The 16,020-nt window shown below is 68.1% G+C and carries 16 protein-coding genes and 1 tRNA gene; 13 read left to right on the forward strand and 4 right to left on the reverse strand.

What is annotated here, in order from left to right; all coding sequences use genetic code 11:
• Nucleotides 1–1,008 precede the first annotated feature (1,008 nt).
• Nucleotides 1,009–1,596: a GntR family transcriptional regulator gene (locus ACFWJO_RS19555; protein ID WP_386866713.1), complete on the reverse strand. Its 588-nt coding sequence runs from the start codon at nt 1,594–1,596 to the stop codon at nt 1,009–1,011.
• Nucleotides 1,597–1,771: 175 nt separating this feature from the next.
• Between ACFWJO_RS19555 and ACFWJO_RS19560 the strand changes: the two genes are divergently transcribed.
• From ACFWJO_RS19560 to ACFWJO_RS19605, 10 genes are all read left to right on the forward strand, one after another.
• Complete coding sequence (locus tag ACFWJO_RS19560) at nt 1,772–2,170, forward strand: hypothetical protein (protein ID WP_386866715.1); 399 nt, start codon at nt 1,772–1,774, stop codon at nt 2,168–2,170.
• Entirely contained in the window at nt 2,170–2,415 is a 246-nt protein-coding gene (locus tag ACFWJO_RS19565; protein ID WP_386866717.1) for a hypothetical protein, read from the forward strand. Before ACFWJO_RS19560 ends, ACFWJO_RS19565 begins: the two co-directional genes overlap by 1 nt.
• Nucleotides 2,412–2,810, forward strand: a complete 399-nt coding sequence (locus ACFWJO_RS19570) for a hypothetical protein (protein WP_386257453.1) — start codon at nt 2,412–2,414, stop codon at nt 2,808–2,810. Before ACFWJO_RS19565 ends, ACFWJO_RS19570 begins: the two co-directional genes overlap by 4 nt.
• Complete coding sequence (locus ACFWJO_RS19575) at nt 2,807–4,213, forward strand: cell division protein FtsK (RefSeq protein ID WP_386866719.1); 1,407 nt, start codon at nt 2,807–2,809, stop codon at nt 4,211–4,213. The genes ACFWJO_RS19570 and ACFWJO_RS19575 overlap by 4 nt, the downstream gene beginning before the upstream one ends.
• Before the next feature lie 52 nt (nt 4,214–4,265).
• Nucleotides 4,266–5,015 (forward strand): DUF2637 domain-containing protein, encoded by a 750-nt coding sequence (locus ACFWJO_RS19580; RefSeq protein WP_386866721.1) that lies wholly within the window; start codon nt 4,266–4,268, stop codon nt 5,013–5,015.
• A 136-nt stretch (nt 5,016–5,151) separates the two neighbouring features.
• Nucleotides 5,152–6,621, forward strand: coding sequence for a replication initiator (locus ACFWJO_RS19585; RefSeq protein WP_386866723.1), 1,470 nt, complete (start codon nt 5,152–5,154; stop codon nt 6,619–6,621).
• 20 nt (nt 6,622–6,641) lie between these two features.
• Nucleotides 6,642–6,815 carry an AlpA family transcriptional regulator gene (locus ACFWJO_RS19590; RefSeq protein WP_075268430.1) on the forward strand — a complete coding sequence of 58 codons (174 nt, stop codon included), beginning with the start codon at nt 6,642–6,644 and terminating at the stop codon, nt 6,813–6,815.
• Nucleotides 6,809–8,212 (forward strand): tyrosine-type recombinase/integrase, encoded by a 1,404-nt coding sequence (locus ACFWJO_RS19595; RefSeq protein WP_386866725.1) that lies wholly within the window; start codon nt 6,809–6,811, stop codon nt 8,210–8,212. Before ACFWJO_RS19590 ends, ACFWJO_RS19595 begins: the two co-directional genes overlap by 7 nt.
• A 118-nt stretch (nt 8,213–8,330) precedes the next feature.
• Complete coding sequence (locus ACFWJO_RS19600; protein ID WP_386866727.1) at nt 8,331–9,464, forward strand: ImmA/IrrE family metallo-endopeptidase; 1,134 nt, start codon at nt 8,331–8,333, stop codon at nt 9,462–9,464.
• The gene (locus ACFWJO_RS19605) at nt 9,464–9,952 is read left to right on the forward strand and encodes a DUF4411 family protein (protein WP_386866729.1); all 489 of its coding nucleotides are present in this window, start codon (nt 9,464–9,466) and stop codon (nt 9,950–9,952) included. Before ACFWJO_RS19600 ends, ACFWJO_RS19605 begins: the two co-directional genes overlap by 1 nt.
• Here the strand turns inward: ACFWJO_RS19605 and ACFWJO_RS19610 are convergent.
• From ACFWJO_RS19610 to ACFWJO_RS19620, 3 genes are all read right to left on the reverse strand, one after another.
• The gene (locus tag ACFWJO_RS19610) at nt 9,949–10,812 is read right to left on the reverse strand and encodes a DUF6602 domain-containing protein (protein WP_386866731.1); all 864 of its coding nucleotides are present in this window, start codon (nt 10,810–10,812) and stop codon (nt 9,949–9,951) included. The two genes, ACFWJO_RS19605 and ACFWJO_RS19610, sit on opposite strands and share 4 nt — an antisense overlap.
• Before the next feature lie 290 nt (nt 10,813–11,102).
• Nucleotides 11,103–11,187 (reverse strand) — tRNA-Ser (locus ACFWJO_RS19615).
• Nucleotides 11,188–11,284: 97 nt separating this feature from the next.
• Nucleotides 11,285–12,868, reverse strand: coding sequence for a S1C family serine protease (locus ACFWJO_RS19620; protein WP_386866733.1), 1,584 nt, complete (start codon nt 12,866–12,868; stop codon nt 11,285–11,287).
• 156 nt (nt 12,869–13,024) lie between these two features.
• Between ACFWJO_RS19620 and ACFWJO_RS19625 the strand changes: the two genes are divergently transcribed.
• The 3 genes from ACFWJO_RS19625 to ACFWJO_RS19635 all read left to right on the forward strand — a co-directional run bounded on the left by ACFWJO_RS19625 (nt 13,025) and on the right by ACFWJO_RS19635 (nt 15,863).
• Entirely contained in the window at nt 13,025–13,849 is an 825-nt protein-coding gene (locus tag ACFWJO_RS19625) for a glycerophosphodiester phosphodiesterase (protein ID WP_386866735.1), read from the forward strand.
• Between the two features lie 76 nt (nt 13,850–13,925).
• On the forward strand, nt 13,926–14,528 hold the full coding sequence (locus ACFWJO_RS19630) for an ATP-binding protein (protein ID WP_384407544.1): 603 nt from the start codon (nt 13,926–13,928) through the stop codon (nt 14,526–14,528).
• A 348-nt stretch (nt 14,529–14,876) separates the two neighbouring features.
• Nucleotides 14,877–15,863: a DUF5926 family protein gene (locus ACFWJO_RS19635; protein WP_386866737.1), complete on the forward strand. Its 987-nt coding sequence runs from the start codon at nt 14,877–14,879 to the stop codon at nt 15,861–15,863.
• The last annotated feature ends 157 nt before the right edge of the window (nt 15,864–16,020 follow it).

A 16,020-nucleotide genomic window follows, 5' to 3' on the forward strand; every position in this document is an offset into this window, starting at 1 on the left:
TTTGGCGTGTGTGTAGATATGGAATTGCGGGTGTGCGTGGGGTGTGATTTCGCGCCGCGGGTCCCGCCGCCCTCTACCCCCCCCCCCCCCCCGCGGCCCGCGCCAGCGGGCCGCCTTGATCCAGTAAAGAAACTTTGGACAGCTCACCCCTTCGGCGACTTCGGCCGGTAGGGAGTGGGCTGTTTGCCATGCTTCGCCCCGATCACCTCGTAATCGGTCGCTTCATGCCGGTCTGTTCGCGGGATCGCCGAAAGATATCCACAGGCTGACCGTTGCATCGTTATGGCCTGCGGAAGAGTCAACGGCCCACCTGGCGAAATATGGCGCAGGTCACAACGTGGTGGTGTCACACCGGTAGGGCTTTTCGGCACCTGTCCCCAGTGCAGGGAGCGATTCGTCGCGGCGAAGGTGTCGGCTTTCGATGGCCTGCTGTCGCACGCCGTGGAGGGTTCGGAGGCACTAGCCGCGGAAGAGGTGAGAGGTGATCGGCGTCACATTCACTCGGGGTCACACACACCCCGGGAAACCGACCTCTATAGGCGATCCCTGAAACCGGGGCGGCGAAACATAGCCGACGATCGCCGGTTAGCCAAACCGGCGATTCTCCAGACCCTTGATGTGCGAGCCGGACGACTGGGAGGACAAGCGGCATGAGGGCACAGAAGAGGTCCACGCCCGTACGGCGGGACGTGAAGGAAGGTTTCTGCCCACCCGGCGGGAGCGTTGGGCCATGGCCCTCGCACCTGTCCGGTCCGGCCGGTAGACCTGGCTCAACGGCTGCGGTGACGGCTTGCGGCACGGCACGGGCAAGCCCTCATCCGCCGGCGGATCACCGCTGGGCAAACCTCCGGCGGTTGGCCGGCCTCGACACGCAACAACGGCACGACGACGAACGGGTGGAAATGAACGAGCGGGAGCAGCAGGAACTGGCCAGGTATCTGGCTCGGTTGGGCGAGCAAACGGAGCGCTTGGCCCAGTTGGCGGAAGAGGTGGCGAGCGTGCTGGGCGTTATGACGGGTCCGGCTTCTGCACTGCCTCAAGAACCTGCCGGAAAAGCTGCTCAAGCTGGCCGACCTGCTGCGTGAGAGTTTCCACCTGGCGGGCCAGGGCGTTGAACTCCGGGCTGGCGTCCGGGCGGGTCAGCGTTCCCGGTTCGCCGGTGGCCGGCAGTTCCGCTGGCTGCGTGGTCGACTCGGCCTCGCCGGTATCCGACTCGCGCCTGAACAGGTCGCGCAGTGAGGGCGGGCTTTCGGGACGGGCCCACACATCTTTGCGGCCGATCGGCGTCGTGTACCAGGCCGGCGGGGTGTAGCCGCTGGCGGGCTCGCTCGGGTGTTCGGCGTCGCCGGCCTCATCGGTTCGGGGGGAGAGGACGAAACTGCCCCGGCCCTGCACGGTGTGGATCAGGCCCTCGTCCCGCAGGACGCGCAGTGCGCTGCGGGCGGTCATGTTGGCGACCTCGAAGCGCTCTTGCAGTTCGCGGTGAGAGGGGAGCTGCTGGCCGGGCTTTAGGACACCCCGCTCGATCTCGTCGCGCAGCACGTCCGCCATCCGCCGGTAGGGCGGTCGCGTGTCGCTGGAGGGCCGTTTCGTCATGGTCCCAGGGTAGCGACCCCTAGCCCAGCTATCCCGTGTTCTACCGAGTCTGGCCAACCCACCTAGCTGGACATAGCTAAGTGGCTCATCCTTATTGCGTTGACCTAGCTAGCTGGGCGAGGTACTTTCTTACTCGTCGGGCCCACCAGGGGCCCCGAATCCCAGGAGTGAGCACATGGCTCGTATCCCGGTCCTCGTCAAGCCGACCGACATCTATATCACCGGCACCGGCAACACCCCGAAGATCAAGAACCCGGAGACGGGAGAGATCGCGACCGACCGCGACACGGGGGAGGCCCTCCACACGGTCACTGTGATGCAGATGTCGGAGGGCCGCGCCGAGATCCTCAAGATCACCGTGCCGGAGTCCGGTGTCCCGGCGGGTCTGCTGCCGGGCGTCATGGTCCGCCCGGTGGACCTGATCGCCACCCCGTGGGCCCGCATCTTCAACGGGAGCCTCTCCGACGGCGTCGCCTACCGGGTCACGCGCCTTGAGCTGGTCCAGGCCCCCGCCATGGCCGCTCCGGCCGAGACGGCCACCGAGCCGGCCGCTGCGGTCAAGAAGGCCGCGTAATGGGCGCCACTGCCGGGCGGGGTTCCATCACTCCGCCCGGCGGCGGCAAGGGGGCTTCGTCCCTCTCCGCTGACGTGCTGGCTGTGTTCACCGCCCACGGGATCGAACTGGACTGGATCGCCCAGGGGCACGTCTCCCGCGCGGTTCATGAGGCTCGGATGTCGGTCTACGGCTACGGGATCTGCGCGGACATCAAGGCGTCCATCGAGGACATGAACGAGCAACGGAAGGGGAGGGCACGATGACTCCGGAAGAGATCAACAGCGGCCCCGCTCGGAAGGCCGGTACCCCGGAGGTTCCCGGTTACCCGGTCCTTCTCCCTGAGGAGGGGGACCCCCGGTTCAGCGAGCGGCTGCTGATGGACGTGCACGCTGTGCTGCGGGCACACGGGTATCCCGAGCTCGGCGATGAGTGGGACCTGGAGCACCTGGAGCTGACGCTCCACTGGTTCCTGTACTCCGAACAGATCAGCGAGCGCACTCGCGCACTGTGGGACCTGATGCGGTCCGCGTCCGACGGGGCGGGGCTGCCACTGGGATCCAAGCGGCGGGCACTGGCCACCGCACTTCTGGCACGGCTTGAGGCCGGACAGGACATCAACATCCGTGACGGCAAGCTGGCCGTGGAGGGGGCGAAGTGAGCCCGGAAGAGATCATCGGGTGGCTGCCGGTGGTGATGGTGGTCTGCGTCGGGCTGCTGACGGCGTGGGCGATGGTCAAGACGGTCCGCTACGTGCAGGCGGACAAGGAGATGCGCCGGAGCATCCGGCAGGCCGTGAAGATCCGGATGACGTGGGCACGGCTGGCGAAGATGGCTGGCCTGTCGGTCACCGACCGCACCCCGCCCTGGCTGTCCTCCCTCAACACGAGCAAGGGCGCTCCGGAGCCCAAGCCGCGCGAACTGGTCCCGGTGATCAAGACGCAGCCGGACCAGTACGGAGTGATCGTCCACGTCAAGCTGCTGCCGAAGGTCGGGATCAAGGAACTCCAGGACAAGGCCCGGTTCCTGGCCGATGCCTGGGGCTGCGTCCGGGTCGCCGTCGAGGCGGGCAAGCCGGGCCTCGCAACCCTGCGAGCGATCCGTCGCGACCCGCTGACCGGCCACACCCAGTACGTGCCGACCGGGGAGCCGCCCGCTGACCTGACGGTGTGGCCGGTCGGCCGGGACGAGTACGGTGCCCCGGTCCACGTCGAGCTCAAGAACAAGTCGGGGGCGGTGGTCGCCGGTGGTGTCGGCGGCGGCAAGTCCAACCTGCTCACCGCGCTGGTCTCCTATTTCGGGCCGTCCCCGGCCGTGCAGTTCGCGGTGATCGACGGCAAGGTGTCCGACGCCGCCCACGGTGACTACGCGGACGTGCTGCCCCGTGTGTTCGCGCACGCCGGTCATGACCTGCGGGAGGCCAACGCGCTGTTGCGGCGGCTGGTCAAGCTGCTGCACGACCGCGCCACGATGGCCCGGACGGTGCTGGGCACGTCGAACATGTGGAACGTCGGCCCCAGCGAACAGTGGCCACTGGTGTTCGCCGTCATCGACGAGTCGCACACCTTCTTCCACGACCACAAGGGCAGCGACAAGGAGACCCGCGCACTGGCCGCCCTCGCGGCGGAGAACATCCGCCTGACGGGTCTGCTCGTCAAGGGCGGCCGGTCGGTCGGGATCTACACGGTGCCGGCCACCCAGAAGGCGACCGGCGACGCCATTCCCACCTCGATCCGGGACGTGTGCAGCGCCGCCCTGTCCTTCTACCAGCGCACCACCGAAGCGTCCGTCGCCGCGCTCGGGGACGACATCCGCAACTGGCCGGACATGGACCCGATCAACCTCCAGGGATCCCAGTACGTGGGTGTCGCATCCATGGCCGCCGAAGGACGCCCCGGCTTCGTCCGCGTCCGCACCCCCTACCTCGACCCCGCCCACGCCGCCGCCGTCGCCAAGCTCACCGCCCACCTCACCCAGGACCCGACCGTACTGCTGGCCAACCTGACCCCGCCCAGCCTGCGCAAGGACGAGCCTCTGGAGGACGACGCCCCCGCCGCGGCCTGAACTCCAAGCTCACAGCCGCACCCAACTCCCTCAGGAAAGGAGGTGAATTACGTTGACGGAAGACCGGACGACGCAGCGCACCATCACCGTGGTGATGATCTTGATCGCCGCCCTGGCGTTCGTGTTCTCCTTCGGGAACGTGTGGGCCCTGGCCCTGCGCCTCGGAGTCCCGGCCCCCATCGCTCCGCTGATCGCGCCCATGGTGGACCTGTCGGTGGTCGGGCTCCTGGTCGCACTGCGCTCCCTGTCCCTGCGCGGAGTCCCGGCCGGCGACCTGCGCTCGGCAACTCGCCTCATGCACCTGTCCGGCCTACTGACCCTCGCCCTCAACACCGCGCACCCGATTCTGGCCGGACACTACGGACGGGCCGCCCTCGACAGCGTGGCCCCGCTCCTCCTGCTCGGCTGGGGCGCGGTGGGCCCCACTCTGCTGCGGCACTTCCACTCCATCACCCCCGCCGCCCCGAGTCCCGCGCCGGCCCCGGTGCCCGAAACGGTCACGGCACCGACACCTGAGCCGGACATCCAGCCGGCCCCGGCCGTGATGGAACCCGTCGCCGAACCCCCGGCCCCCCTCGCCGACCCGGCCCCGGTCGCTACTGCCGCACCGGCCCCCATGGTGAAACCCGCACCGGCGCAGGCGTCCCCTGCGGTGCCGGAGCCGCTGATGAACGCGGCCCGCACCATCGCCGCATCCCACCTGGCCGCACACGGCGAACCCATCACCGCGGTCCAGCTCCGCACTCGGCTCGGCATCGCCCTGCCACTCGCCACCGCCGCGCACGCGGCCCTGTCGGCCTGACCCTCCGCCGGCCTCCCGGCACCTTCCCCACCCCTGGCCCCCTGGGCCTGACCCGTCATGCCCTCGGGCAGCACCACCGCCCCTCGCCCGGTGCTGCCCGAGGGCCCTTCCACCAGCGGAAAGGATCCTCCTGCCGATGCCCCGCGACCTCGACCTGCGGCACGTGATCAGCCCCGCTGTCCGGGACCTGATCGAACTGGCCAACCTGGGCGACTTCGACCGCACCCGCGAGCAGATCACCCGCCTGCGCGGCTGCGCCCGACCGATCAACCTCGTCGGCCACACCACCACCCGCGACCACACCACCGGCGAAACGATCCGCTCTTACTCCACCAGCGACGAACCGACCGGACGGCTCCTGACCCCCTGCGGCAACCGCCGCGCCTCCCGCTGCCCCGCCTGCTCCCGCACCTACGCCGCCGACACCTACCACCTCGTCCGCGCCGGACTCTGCGGCGGCAAGAACGTTCCCGAAACCGTCCGCACGCACCCCAGGGTGTTCCTCACTCTCACCGCCCCCTCCTTTGGCCCCGTCCACAACCGGACCACCGACAAGAACGGCAAGCCCCGCGCCTGCCGCTGCGGTACCCACCACCCTGAGGGAGCCCCCGAACTCGGTACCCCGCTGGACCCGAAGACGTACGACTACACCGGCGCCGTGCTGTGGAACGCCCACGCCGGAGCCCTCTGGGCACGCTTCACTCTCAACCTCCGCCGCGCCCTGGCCGCCCACTTCCTCATCACCCAGAAGGACATGAAGCAGCTCCTGCGCGTCTCCTTCGCCAAGGTCGCCGAGTACCAGCAGCGCGGCCTGGTCCACTTCCACGCCGTCGTCCGCTTCGACGGCCCCGACGGCCACAACAGCGCCCCGCCGGCCTGGGCAGGCGTGGACGACCTGCGCACCGCCATCGCCACCGCCGTCAAGAACACCACCCTCACCGTGGCCTCCGACACCATCGGCGACCAGGAGATCAAGTGGGGCAAGAAGTTCAGGGCCGACGAGATCACCGCCCTGGGCGACGGCGAACTCACCGACGCCGCCGTGGCCGGATACGTCGCCAAGTACGCCACCAAGAGCGCCGAGGACTCCGGCACCGTGGACCGGAGCCTGATCTGCCGGACCTGCTCCGGCCGAGGCACGATTGGCGGACGGGTGAAGGACCTCTGCCCCGACTGCGATGGCACCCGACAGGCCGAACCCCTCCGGGACCTGCCCGTGCACCGGCACGTCCGGCAGATGATCCGCACTGCCTGGGACCTGGGCGGCCTGCCCGAATTCGCGGACCTCAAGCTCTGCAAGTGGGCCCACATGCTCGGCTTCCGCGGCCACTTCTCCACCAAGTCCCGCGCCTACTCCACCACCCTCGGCGCCCTGCGCGACGTCCGCCGCGCCTGGCGGCTCGCCCAGGCCGACGCCGCCCGCGTCCGCGCCGGCCACCCCGTACCCGCCCCGGACACCGTGCTCGTCACCGAGTCCTCCTGGGCCTACCTCGCCTCCGGCTACCGCCCCGGCGAAGAACTCCTCGCCAACCAGACCCGCCACGACATCGACCAGGCCCGCGACGACAAGGAACGGGCCAAGACCGAAGGGGAGGTCTGGCAGTGACCGCCGCACCGACCACCCGCATGCTGACCCTGGGGGAGGCCCTGGCAGAGCTGCGCATGTCCCGGGCAGCCTTCTACCGGCTCCGCGCACGTGGAAGCGCGCCCCGCTGCCTCAAGCTCCCCAACGGTCAGCTCCGCATCCGCCGGGCCGACCTCGACGCCTGGTTCAAGGGCTGCGAGGTGCCCGCGTGCTGACGTACGACGTGAAGATCTGGAGCATCCGCAAGCGCCCCGACCGCGCTGCCGCCTACCAGCTCCGCTGGCGGGTCGGTGCTCAGCCGTTCTCCAAGAGCTACAAGCTCAAGGCCCAGGCGGATGGCCGACGCTCCGAACTGCTCACCGCGCTGCGCAACCGCGAGCAGTTCGACACCGAGACCGGCCTGCCGGCCTCGGAAGTGCTGGCGGCCCAGTCCCCGACGTGGTTCGCCCACGCGCGGGAGTACGTGGTGATGAAGTGGCCGAACGCCTCGGCCAAGCACCGTGCGAGCATCGCGGACGCCTTGGCCACTGTCACCCCGCGCCTGGTCAAGGACAACCGCGGGGCACCCGCCCCCCGGGTCCTGCGCGCCGCGCTCTACTCCTGGGCCTTCCGCCTCGTCCTCGACCAGGACGGCGAGCTCGTGGCCCGAGTCGACGCCGAGGAAGCGCCGGAACCCATCGTGGCGGCCCTCGACTGGATCGGACGCAAGTCCGTGGACATCTCGGCCTTGAACACACCGGCCGTCGTCCGGTCCGCCCTGGATGCGCTGGCCCGCAAGATGGACGGCACCGCTGCGGCGGACAACACGGTGAACCGCAAGGTGCCTGTGTTCAGTAACTGCCTCCGCTATGCCGTCGAGTTGGAACGCCTGCCGTCGCTGCCCCTGGCCAAGGTGGACTGGACTCCGCCCGAGACGGACGACGAGATCGATTTCCGATACGTGCCTGGCCCGGCTCTCGCCAGGAAGCTGATCGATGCCGTAGGAGCACAAGGTGATCGTGGACAGCATCTCAAGGCGTTCTTCGGGTGCATCTACTACGCGGCAACCCGCCCCGGCGAGGCCGTGACGCTCCAGGAGTCCGACTTCACCCTGCCCGAGGAGGGCTGGGGCCAAGTCGTCCTGTCGTCCAGCTCGGCGCGTGTCGGCTCCGGCTGGACCGATTCGGGCGAGTCGTACGACTCCCGCGGCCTCAAGAAGCGCGCCCGGCGCGCGACCCGCGAGGTGCCCATTCCCCCGGTCCTCGTCCGCCTGATCCGTGACCACATCAAGGAGTTTGGTACGGCCGAGGACAGACGGATCTTCCGAGCCGTCCGCAGCGGCGGCCTACTCAGCAAGGAGTACGGCGACATCTGGAAGGCTGCTCGGGAAGCCGTCCTCACCGAGCAGGAAGCCAAGACGCCGCTCGCAGAGGTCCCGTACGGACTCCGTGCCGCCTGCGTCTCCCTCTGGCTGGAGTCCGGCGTCTCCCCGGCCGAGGTCGCCCGCCGCGCCGGCCACAGCATCGCCGTGCTGTTCCGCTTCTACGCTAAGAGCCTCCACCGCAACCAGGACCACGCAAACCAGCGGATCGAGCAGGCGCTGTTGGCCCAAGAAGTAGATTCGACAGACTGAGCCGCGGCAACCGCAAAGGTGCAGCTGGTGTGGGTGGTACAGCCGTACTACTCACACCAGCACCCTGATGGTCGGCATAACTGATGACCCTCAGACAGCCAATGGCTAGGCTGAGTACATGGCAGCCAAGAAGCAACCCATCAACCCAGACGTGCTTGTCTGGGCGATGAAGCAGGCTGGCATCAGCCGGACGCAACTCGCAGGTGATCTTGGGGCAGACCCCACAACGGTCAACTCCTGGATGACTGGGGATGAGACCCCTGGTCTGACGCAGCTACGGCTAATCGCGAAGAGTCTCCGTCGTCCAACGTCTCTCTTCTTCTCACCCAACGTTCCTACGCAGCAACCACTACAGGCAGCGTTTCGCAAGCCTTTCGGTTCTCACGGCACCAGAACCCTGACGTCAGAGGAACGGGCAGAACTTCGACTCGCTGAGCGGCGACAGAAAATTGCCGTTTGGGCAGCCGAGAGGGTTGAAGAGCATCACCCTGTCACCTTGCCCGCACGACAGGGAACACCAGAGGCAACCGCCAAGAGTGCGCAGCATTGGCTTCACTGGAACGTCGACATCCAAGTCAAGTCGAGTAAGCCTGCCATCACCAAGATGGTGCGGAGATCCCTAGAGGATCAAGGCATTATGGTGCTTCAACTGTCACTGAATAGCGACGCCTGTCGAGGTTTTTCCTTGCGCAGCGAAACGGTGCCGTTGATTGCATACAACAGTAGTCAGGTAGCCGCCGCTCGCACTTTCACGATCCTCCACGAACTCGGGCACCTGATCTCTCACGAGCAAGCCGTATGTGACAAGCCGGAGGATTCCGAGGAGCGATGGTGCGATAGGTTCGCAGCAGCATTCTTGATCCCGGAAAAGCACCTACGCGAATACATCGCGAAGTACCTTAAAGTCACTCGCATTGAGAACGAGGACTTCGATTCCGTACGCCGGATCTCGAATCGCTACGGAGCGAGCTTCCAATGCGTCGCATTGCGGCTAATTCACCTCGGGCTTGCCCCTCAGTCGCTATATCGGGCCATATCTTCAGGTTCGCCAGAGGTGGATTCTCCTGGATTCGGTGGTGAGCCCCAGACTACCCACCTTGTCCGAATGCGCGAATACGGAGTCACCTACCCAAGGCTCCTTCTGGCTGCTCGCGAGCGGGGGAAGCTGCACGACATCGATGCCCGCAAGTATCTAAATGTCAATGGTGAGCAACTCAAGAGTCTCCAGCAGCGCATAGCGGAAGAGGTGTAATGCCGCCTCTGTACGTCATAGATGCGCATGCATTGATGACTCTTCCGGCACTCTGCTCATCCGAGGAGCGCATCTACCCGTTCTTTGACCGACTCACCGATCAAATGTCTGCCGGAAACCTCACTTTTCCGAATCAGGTACTGCAAGACTGCAAGAAGTTCACCGAAGGCGAGTTTCTCTACACCTGGATCAAGGCGGCATCGGCACACAGGAAGCACTACCGCGTAGACAACGGCTGGCAGGAAGAAGTGCTCGGGGCCTGTGAGGATCTTGCCGACTTCGACGACGATTGCGAACAGACACAGGTAATCGTAGCCTCGCTCGCTCTGATGATTTGCGAGACGGGAAGAGAATGTGTTGTCGTCACAGAGGATCGACTCGAACTTCCCAACCGCCGATGCCTGAGCGACGCGTGCATCACCCTGGGGCTCGAATCGATGGGTGCCACTGAAATGCTAGAGGCTATGGGCATGTCCGACTTCCTCTAGAGGTCGAAGAGCTCCAATGCCGGACCCTGCAAGTAGTGATGGAGCGTCGGTTCAGGCAAGCCGGCACGCTTGCTCAACTCAACGAGAATGATCGAGCAGAAAAGCAGGAGAGCCCGGCCAGGTTCTCCGATGATTCTATCTGCGGCCTTCATACTGGTGCGACCAACGGGATACGGGATCCCTCCCCGAAGCGCAACCCTTCCCCGTTCACTGGACTCCGGCCGCTGCCAAGATTTCGACTCTCTCCCTCCGGAAACATCGAGAGAATGCAGCGCGGCCAGACCGATTGCATAGTTTCCATTCCCTCCAGGGCTTCCGGGGAGCGACGCTCCGGCCAGAATTCCTGGGTTCACCACGCAGAGGGCATCAGCCCGGCCAGGTTCCTCAACCTTCCGCAACTGCTCGGCAACTGTCGACAGCATCGATGTGGCGTTATAGGCAAGAACCATCATCGGAGGCGCATCACTCCCCGCTGCTGAACGCAAACCCCTCTGCTTAACGGCCTTGGCTGCGCAGTCAGCAAGCTCATCTTCATCGAGGGTCGTCTTCACCTCGATAGTCATGAGCACGTTCTCTACTGGGTAAATCGCTTGCGTTGTCTGTGCGAGGATAGAGGGCTGGCTGGCAGAGCTGTAGATGATGATATCTGTCTGCTTCGAAACTCCACCGAAAGAGTCAATAATCATCCCGCTACCGACCCCTACGCTTGCAGGGAGAAGGTTTTCCATAAGTCGAACCAGAGAGAGTTCGTTTTCCCTCCCCTGTTCGCCAGCGTGACCAATCAGCTTATTGAATGTGTCCACTTCCTCTTGGAGGCGACGAGCTACACCGGACCAATACTGCTCAACGATTTTGCTCATCTTCCGCACCCTCGCTTCGTGTCACGCAGTCCACGCACTCTCGTGGGTTACAGAACCGCCTACGCATCCTGAACACGGTTCGATGCCGGCCACAAGGCACTGCGTAGATCTTACGGACGCCAACTGGTCGGCCTGAGGCCGTCGCCGAGGTTCCGCCACCGGTCCACGCCTGGTCCACACGCAGTGATCCAATGCGGCACACAGGCGGTGCAGGGTGAGACAGCTCCTACGACGAAAGGGTGCCCCTGGTCGGGACACCCCTTCTGATCAGCACGTTCTCTGACCTGCTGCGGTGGGTGTGGGATTTGAACCCACGGTGGCTTGCGCCACGACGGTTTTCAAGACCGTTCCCTTAGGCCGCTCGGGCAACCCACCCTCACCCCACGTCACCTGGCGTGGAGCGGCTACAGCCTACCGGCTCGCCGGGCCCCGACGTATGGCTGCCGTAAAGGGCGCGGTCGCCGTGATGTCGTCAGTTGTCGCCGGTGCGTTCGCCGAGGGTGACCGTGGTGGTGGCGGGCTTGCCGTCGCGCTCGTAGGTGATCTTGATGGAGTCGCCGGGCTGGTGGGTCCAGATCTCGCTGATCAGGGTCGGGCCGCTGTCGATCTGGCGGTCGTCGAAGGCGGTGATCACGTCGCCCGGCTTCAGGCCGGCCTTGGCCGCGGGGCCGTTCGGGGTGATGGAGGGGGTGCCACCGGTGCCCTGGTCGGCGATGGTCGCGCCCTCGCCGCGGTCCTGCATGTTCACCACCGCACCGATCACCGGGTAGACCGGCTTGCCCGTCTTGATCAGCTGCTCGGCGACGTTCTTGGCCTGGTTGACCGGGATCGCGAAGCCGAGGCCGATCGAGCCCGCCTGGGACTGGCCGAAGCCGCTGCCCGCCGACTGGATCGCCGAGTTGATGCCGATCACGGCGCCGCTCGCGTCGAGCAGCGGGCCGCCGGAGTTGCCCGGGTTGATCGAGGCGTCCGTCTGGAGGGCGCTCATGTACGAGTTCTTGCCGCCGGAGCCGTCGCCGGACGCGACCGGGCGGTTCTTGGCGCTGATGATGCCGGTGGTGACCGTGTTCGACAGGCCGAAGGGTGCGCCGATCGCGATGGTCGAGTCGCCGACCGCGACCTTGTCGGAGTCGCCCAGGGGCAGCGGCACGAGGTTCTCGGGCGCGTTCTTCAGCTTCAGGACGGCCACGTCGTAGCCCTCCGCGCGGCCGACGACTTCCGCGTCGTACGTCTTGCCGTTGGAGAAGGTCGCGGACAGCGTGCCGCCGTCCGCCGCCGACGCCACCACGTGGTTGTTGGTGACGATGTGGCCTTCCTTGTCGTAGACGAAGCCGGTGCCCGTACCGCCTTCGCCGTCCGAACCGCCGGACTTCGCCTGGATGGTGACCACGCTCGGCAGCGCCTTGCCGGCGACCGCCGCGACCGTGCCCGGGTCGCGCTTGAAGGAGGACGGCGCGTCGCCCGCCGAGACCGTGGTCGAGCTCCCGGAGTCACCGTCGCGCTGGGACGCCGCCCAGTAGCCGATGCCGCCGCCGACACCGCCGGCGACCAGGGCCGCGACGAGGACGGCCGCGACCAGACCGCCGGCGCGCTTGCGCGGGGCCTCCGGGGCGGGCGGGACGGGCGCACCCCAGGCCGGGGTCGCGGGCGGAGCGGGCGGCCATCCGCCGGCAGCCGCGGCCGGCGCCGGGGCGTGGGCGGGGGCGGGGGCAGATACGGCGGCCGGGGTGGTGTTGGGCGCCGGCGCCGCGGCGGTCACCGGTTCCTGGACCGCCGTGACGGGTTCCTGGACCGCCGTGACCGGCTCGGTGACCGGCTCGGTGACCGGCTTCTGGAGCGCCGTGGTCGGCTCGGCGGCCCCCGGCTCCTGGGCCGAGGCGACCGGCGGCGCCGGCTGCGGCGCCGGCTCGGCGGACGGGTGTGCGCCCTGCGCGGGCTGCGCCGGAGGCGTGGACGGCGGCGTGGCGGGAGCGGGCGGGGCGGGCGGAGGCGTGGGAGGCGTGGACGGGGCACTCTGGTCCGCCGGAACCGCCGCGCCCTCGTTCTCGGTGCTCACAGCTCTCTCCTCGCTCACTGTCCGACCGTCGCACGGTTTGCACGGTCGCTGCGGTCAGCTTTTCCCACAGCACGTCAGGCCACTGTAAGCCGGAGCTGTGTGTCCGCACCCCCTATCTTTATATGAGGCCATAACGGACACCCGTACCATGACGCGGTGACCCACGCACCACACCAGCCGAGCCGCCGAGCCTCCGTCCAGGTGGTCGCCCACCGCGGAGCCTCCGAGGACGCCCCCGAACACACCCTGGCCGCCTACGTGAAGGCCATCGAGGACGGCGCCGACGCCCTGGAGTGCGACGTCCGGCTCACTGCGGACGGCCACCTGGTCTGTGTCCACGACCGCCGCGTCAACCGCACCTCCAACGGCAAGGGCGCCGTCTCCGCCCTGGAGCTCGCGGACCTCGCCGCGCTCGACTTCGGCACCTGGAAGGGACGCGACGAGGCCGGCGAGAGCCCCGACTGGGGCGACCCCGGGGCCACCTCCGTCCTCACCCTGGAGCGCCTTCTGGAGCTGGTCTCCGACGCCGGCCGCCACATAGAGCTGGCCATCGAGACCAAGCACCCCACCCGCTGGGCCGGCCAGGTGGAGGAGAAGCTGCTGCAGCTCCTCGACCGGTTCGGTCTGGCCGCGCCCGCCGCGCCCGAGGAGTCGCCCGTGCGCGTCATGAGCTTCTCGCCGCGTTCGCTGCACCGCATCGCGAAGGCCGCGCCGACCCTGCCCACGGTCTCGCTCTCCCAGTTCGTCTCGCCGCGGCTGCGCGACGGACGGCTTCCGGCCGGCGCGCGGATCGCCGGTCCCTCGATCCGGATCGTGCGCCACCACCCCACCGTGATCCTGCGGCTCCAGAAGGCCGGCCACCAGGTCCACGTGTGGACCGTGGACGAGCCGGAGGACGTCGAGCTGTGCGAGCGGCTCGGCGTGGACGCGATCATCACGAACCGGCCGAAGCAGGTCCTGACCCAACTGGGCCGCCTCTGAAGCCCCCCTTTGCACCGCTCGTCACGGGTGTGCGGGGTGTGCACCGGCGCGTTCGGGACGTACGCGATCGTCACGAGTGCGTCACCGGAGGCGTACTGGCCGGTTTCCGGTCCAGGCCATTGGGGCATTCACCTCGTGGCGTGGGGCAAAGGAGGTCTCGGGGGTGGCGTTGGTGGTGGCACAGGAGGTGCCCACGTCGTCGAGCATGGCCGTTCCCCATGGCCCTGCGGGCGTGGGTGAGGCGCGGCACCGGATGCGGGAGCAGCTGAGCCGCAGCGGAATGGCCGAATCGGTCGTCGACGACGCGGTACTGATCCTTTCCGAACTGCTGAGCAATGCCTGTCGGCACGGCAGACCGCTGGGTTGCGCGGACATGGGCGACGGTGACGTCCGCGCGGCCTGGAGCATCGACCGGTCGGGCGGACTGCTGGTGGAGGTGACGGACGGCGGCGGTCCCACCCGTCCCGTTCCGGCCACGCCGTCGGTCACGGCGCGCGGCGGCCGCGGGCTGAACATCATCAGCGCGCTCGCCCAGGACTGGGGCGTACGGGACAGCGCGACCGGCGAGGTCACCGTCTGGGTGCAGGTCACCGGCGGCCACCGCCGCGAGGACTTCGCGGCCCGGGTCGGCGGCGGCTCCGGACTCGACTTCCTGGACGCGTACGACGAGCTGGAGTGACGTCCCCGGGTGCGGCGCCGCGCGGCGCATCCCGCGCGACCGGCGCTCCCGTACGGCGAGCTGGAGTGACGTCGCCGAGTGCGGCGCCGGGTGGCACCTCCCCGGGACCGGCGCTCCCGTACGACGAGCTGGAGTGACGTCGCCGGGAGCGGCGCCGCGCGGCGCATCCCGCGCGACCGGCGCTCCGTACGACGAGCCGGAGTGAGGTCCCCGGGTGCGGCGCCACGCGGCGCCTCACCGCGACCGGTGCTCCCGGAGGAACCGGCACCGCCCTACCCGCGCGCGGGACCGCGTACGGCTAGGCTCGCGCCCGAGACAGCACCGCCGCGATCGGGAGAAAGCCACACCATGGCCAAGAAGCGCCCCCAGACGAAGCCCGCCAAGGCCGGCACCACCGGCCAGGCACAGGTCACGAACGGGGAGATCCCGGTCGTCGGCGCGCGCGAGCCCTGCCCGTGCGGTTCGGGCCGCCGCTACAAGGCGTGTCACGGCCGCGCCGCCTCGCACGCGGTGACCGAGCACGTGCAGCGCCCCTTCGAGGGCCTGCCGGGCGAGTGCGACTGGGTCGCGCTGCGCGAGCTGGTGCCCGCGGCGACCGTGCCACTCACCCTGAAGGGCGGGCTGCCCGAGGGCGTGCCGTCCGTGGCCCTCGCGACCGTGCTGCCGATGGCCTGGCCGGCGCTGCGCCGCGACGACGGCTCGGTGCTCGTCGCGCTGCAGAACGACTCCTCGTCCGGCGACCTGGCCCGCGACCTGGCCGACACCCTGGAGCGCGCCCTGGTCGCCGAGCCCGGCACTCCGGTCGCCCCCCGGCGCGTACCGGCGGAGGGTCCGCGACTTCAGGATCTGCTCGACACCGACAGCGATTTTTCGCCGGTCGTGCACTCGGGATTCGAATTCTGGATTCCGGAGTCCGCGGACAATTCCAACCCGGAGGTCACCGCCTCCCTGGAGCGTGCCAACGCCGCCGCGATCCCCACCGTGAAGCTCACCGGTGTGGACTCCGCGTACTGGTGCGAGACGCCGGACAAGAACCACCTGCGCTGGGTCATGCCGCACCCGGAGGAGAAGCTGCTCGACGCGCTCGCCCGCCTGCAGGCCGCCGGCACCTCCTCGCTCGGCCCCGACACCCGCCTCGTCGGCTCCTTCCGGGCCCACGGGCTCATGGTGCCGGTCTGGGACCTGCCGACCTCGATGACCGCGGAGGACTGCGAGAAGCCGGCCGCCGAGTTCGCCGAGCGCCTTGCCGCGGCGCTCGCCTCGGACGCCCCGCTCACCCCGGAGGAGCGCCGTGCGCGCGGCGGCCTCACCAACCGTCAGGTGACGCTCAGCTGATACCCGGGGCGGTATCCGTGACTGACAGACCGACCGGTCGGTGACGTCCGCCACAAGCCCCCCTCGGAAGGGCTAAATCCCTGTCCGAATAACCGAGATCGAATTTGCGAACGGCAGATCTCTTGTTACCGTTCTGGAAGCCCGGTCGCTGGTGCAT

Source organism: Streptomyces sp. NPDC127092, from assembly GCF_042722475.1.
In the GTDB taxonomy this organism is placed as follows: domain Bacteria; phylum Actinomycetota; class Actinomycetes; order Streptomycetales; family Streptomycetaceae; genus Streptomyces.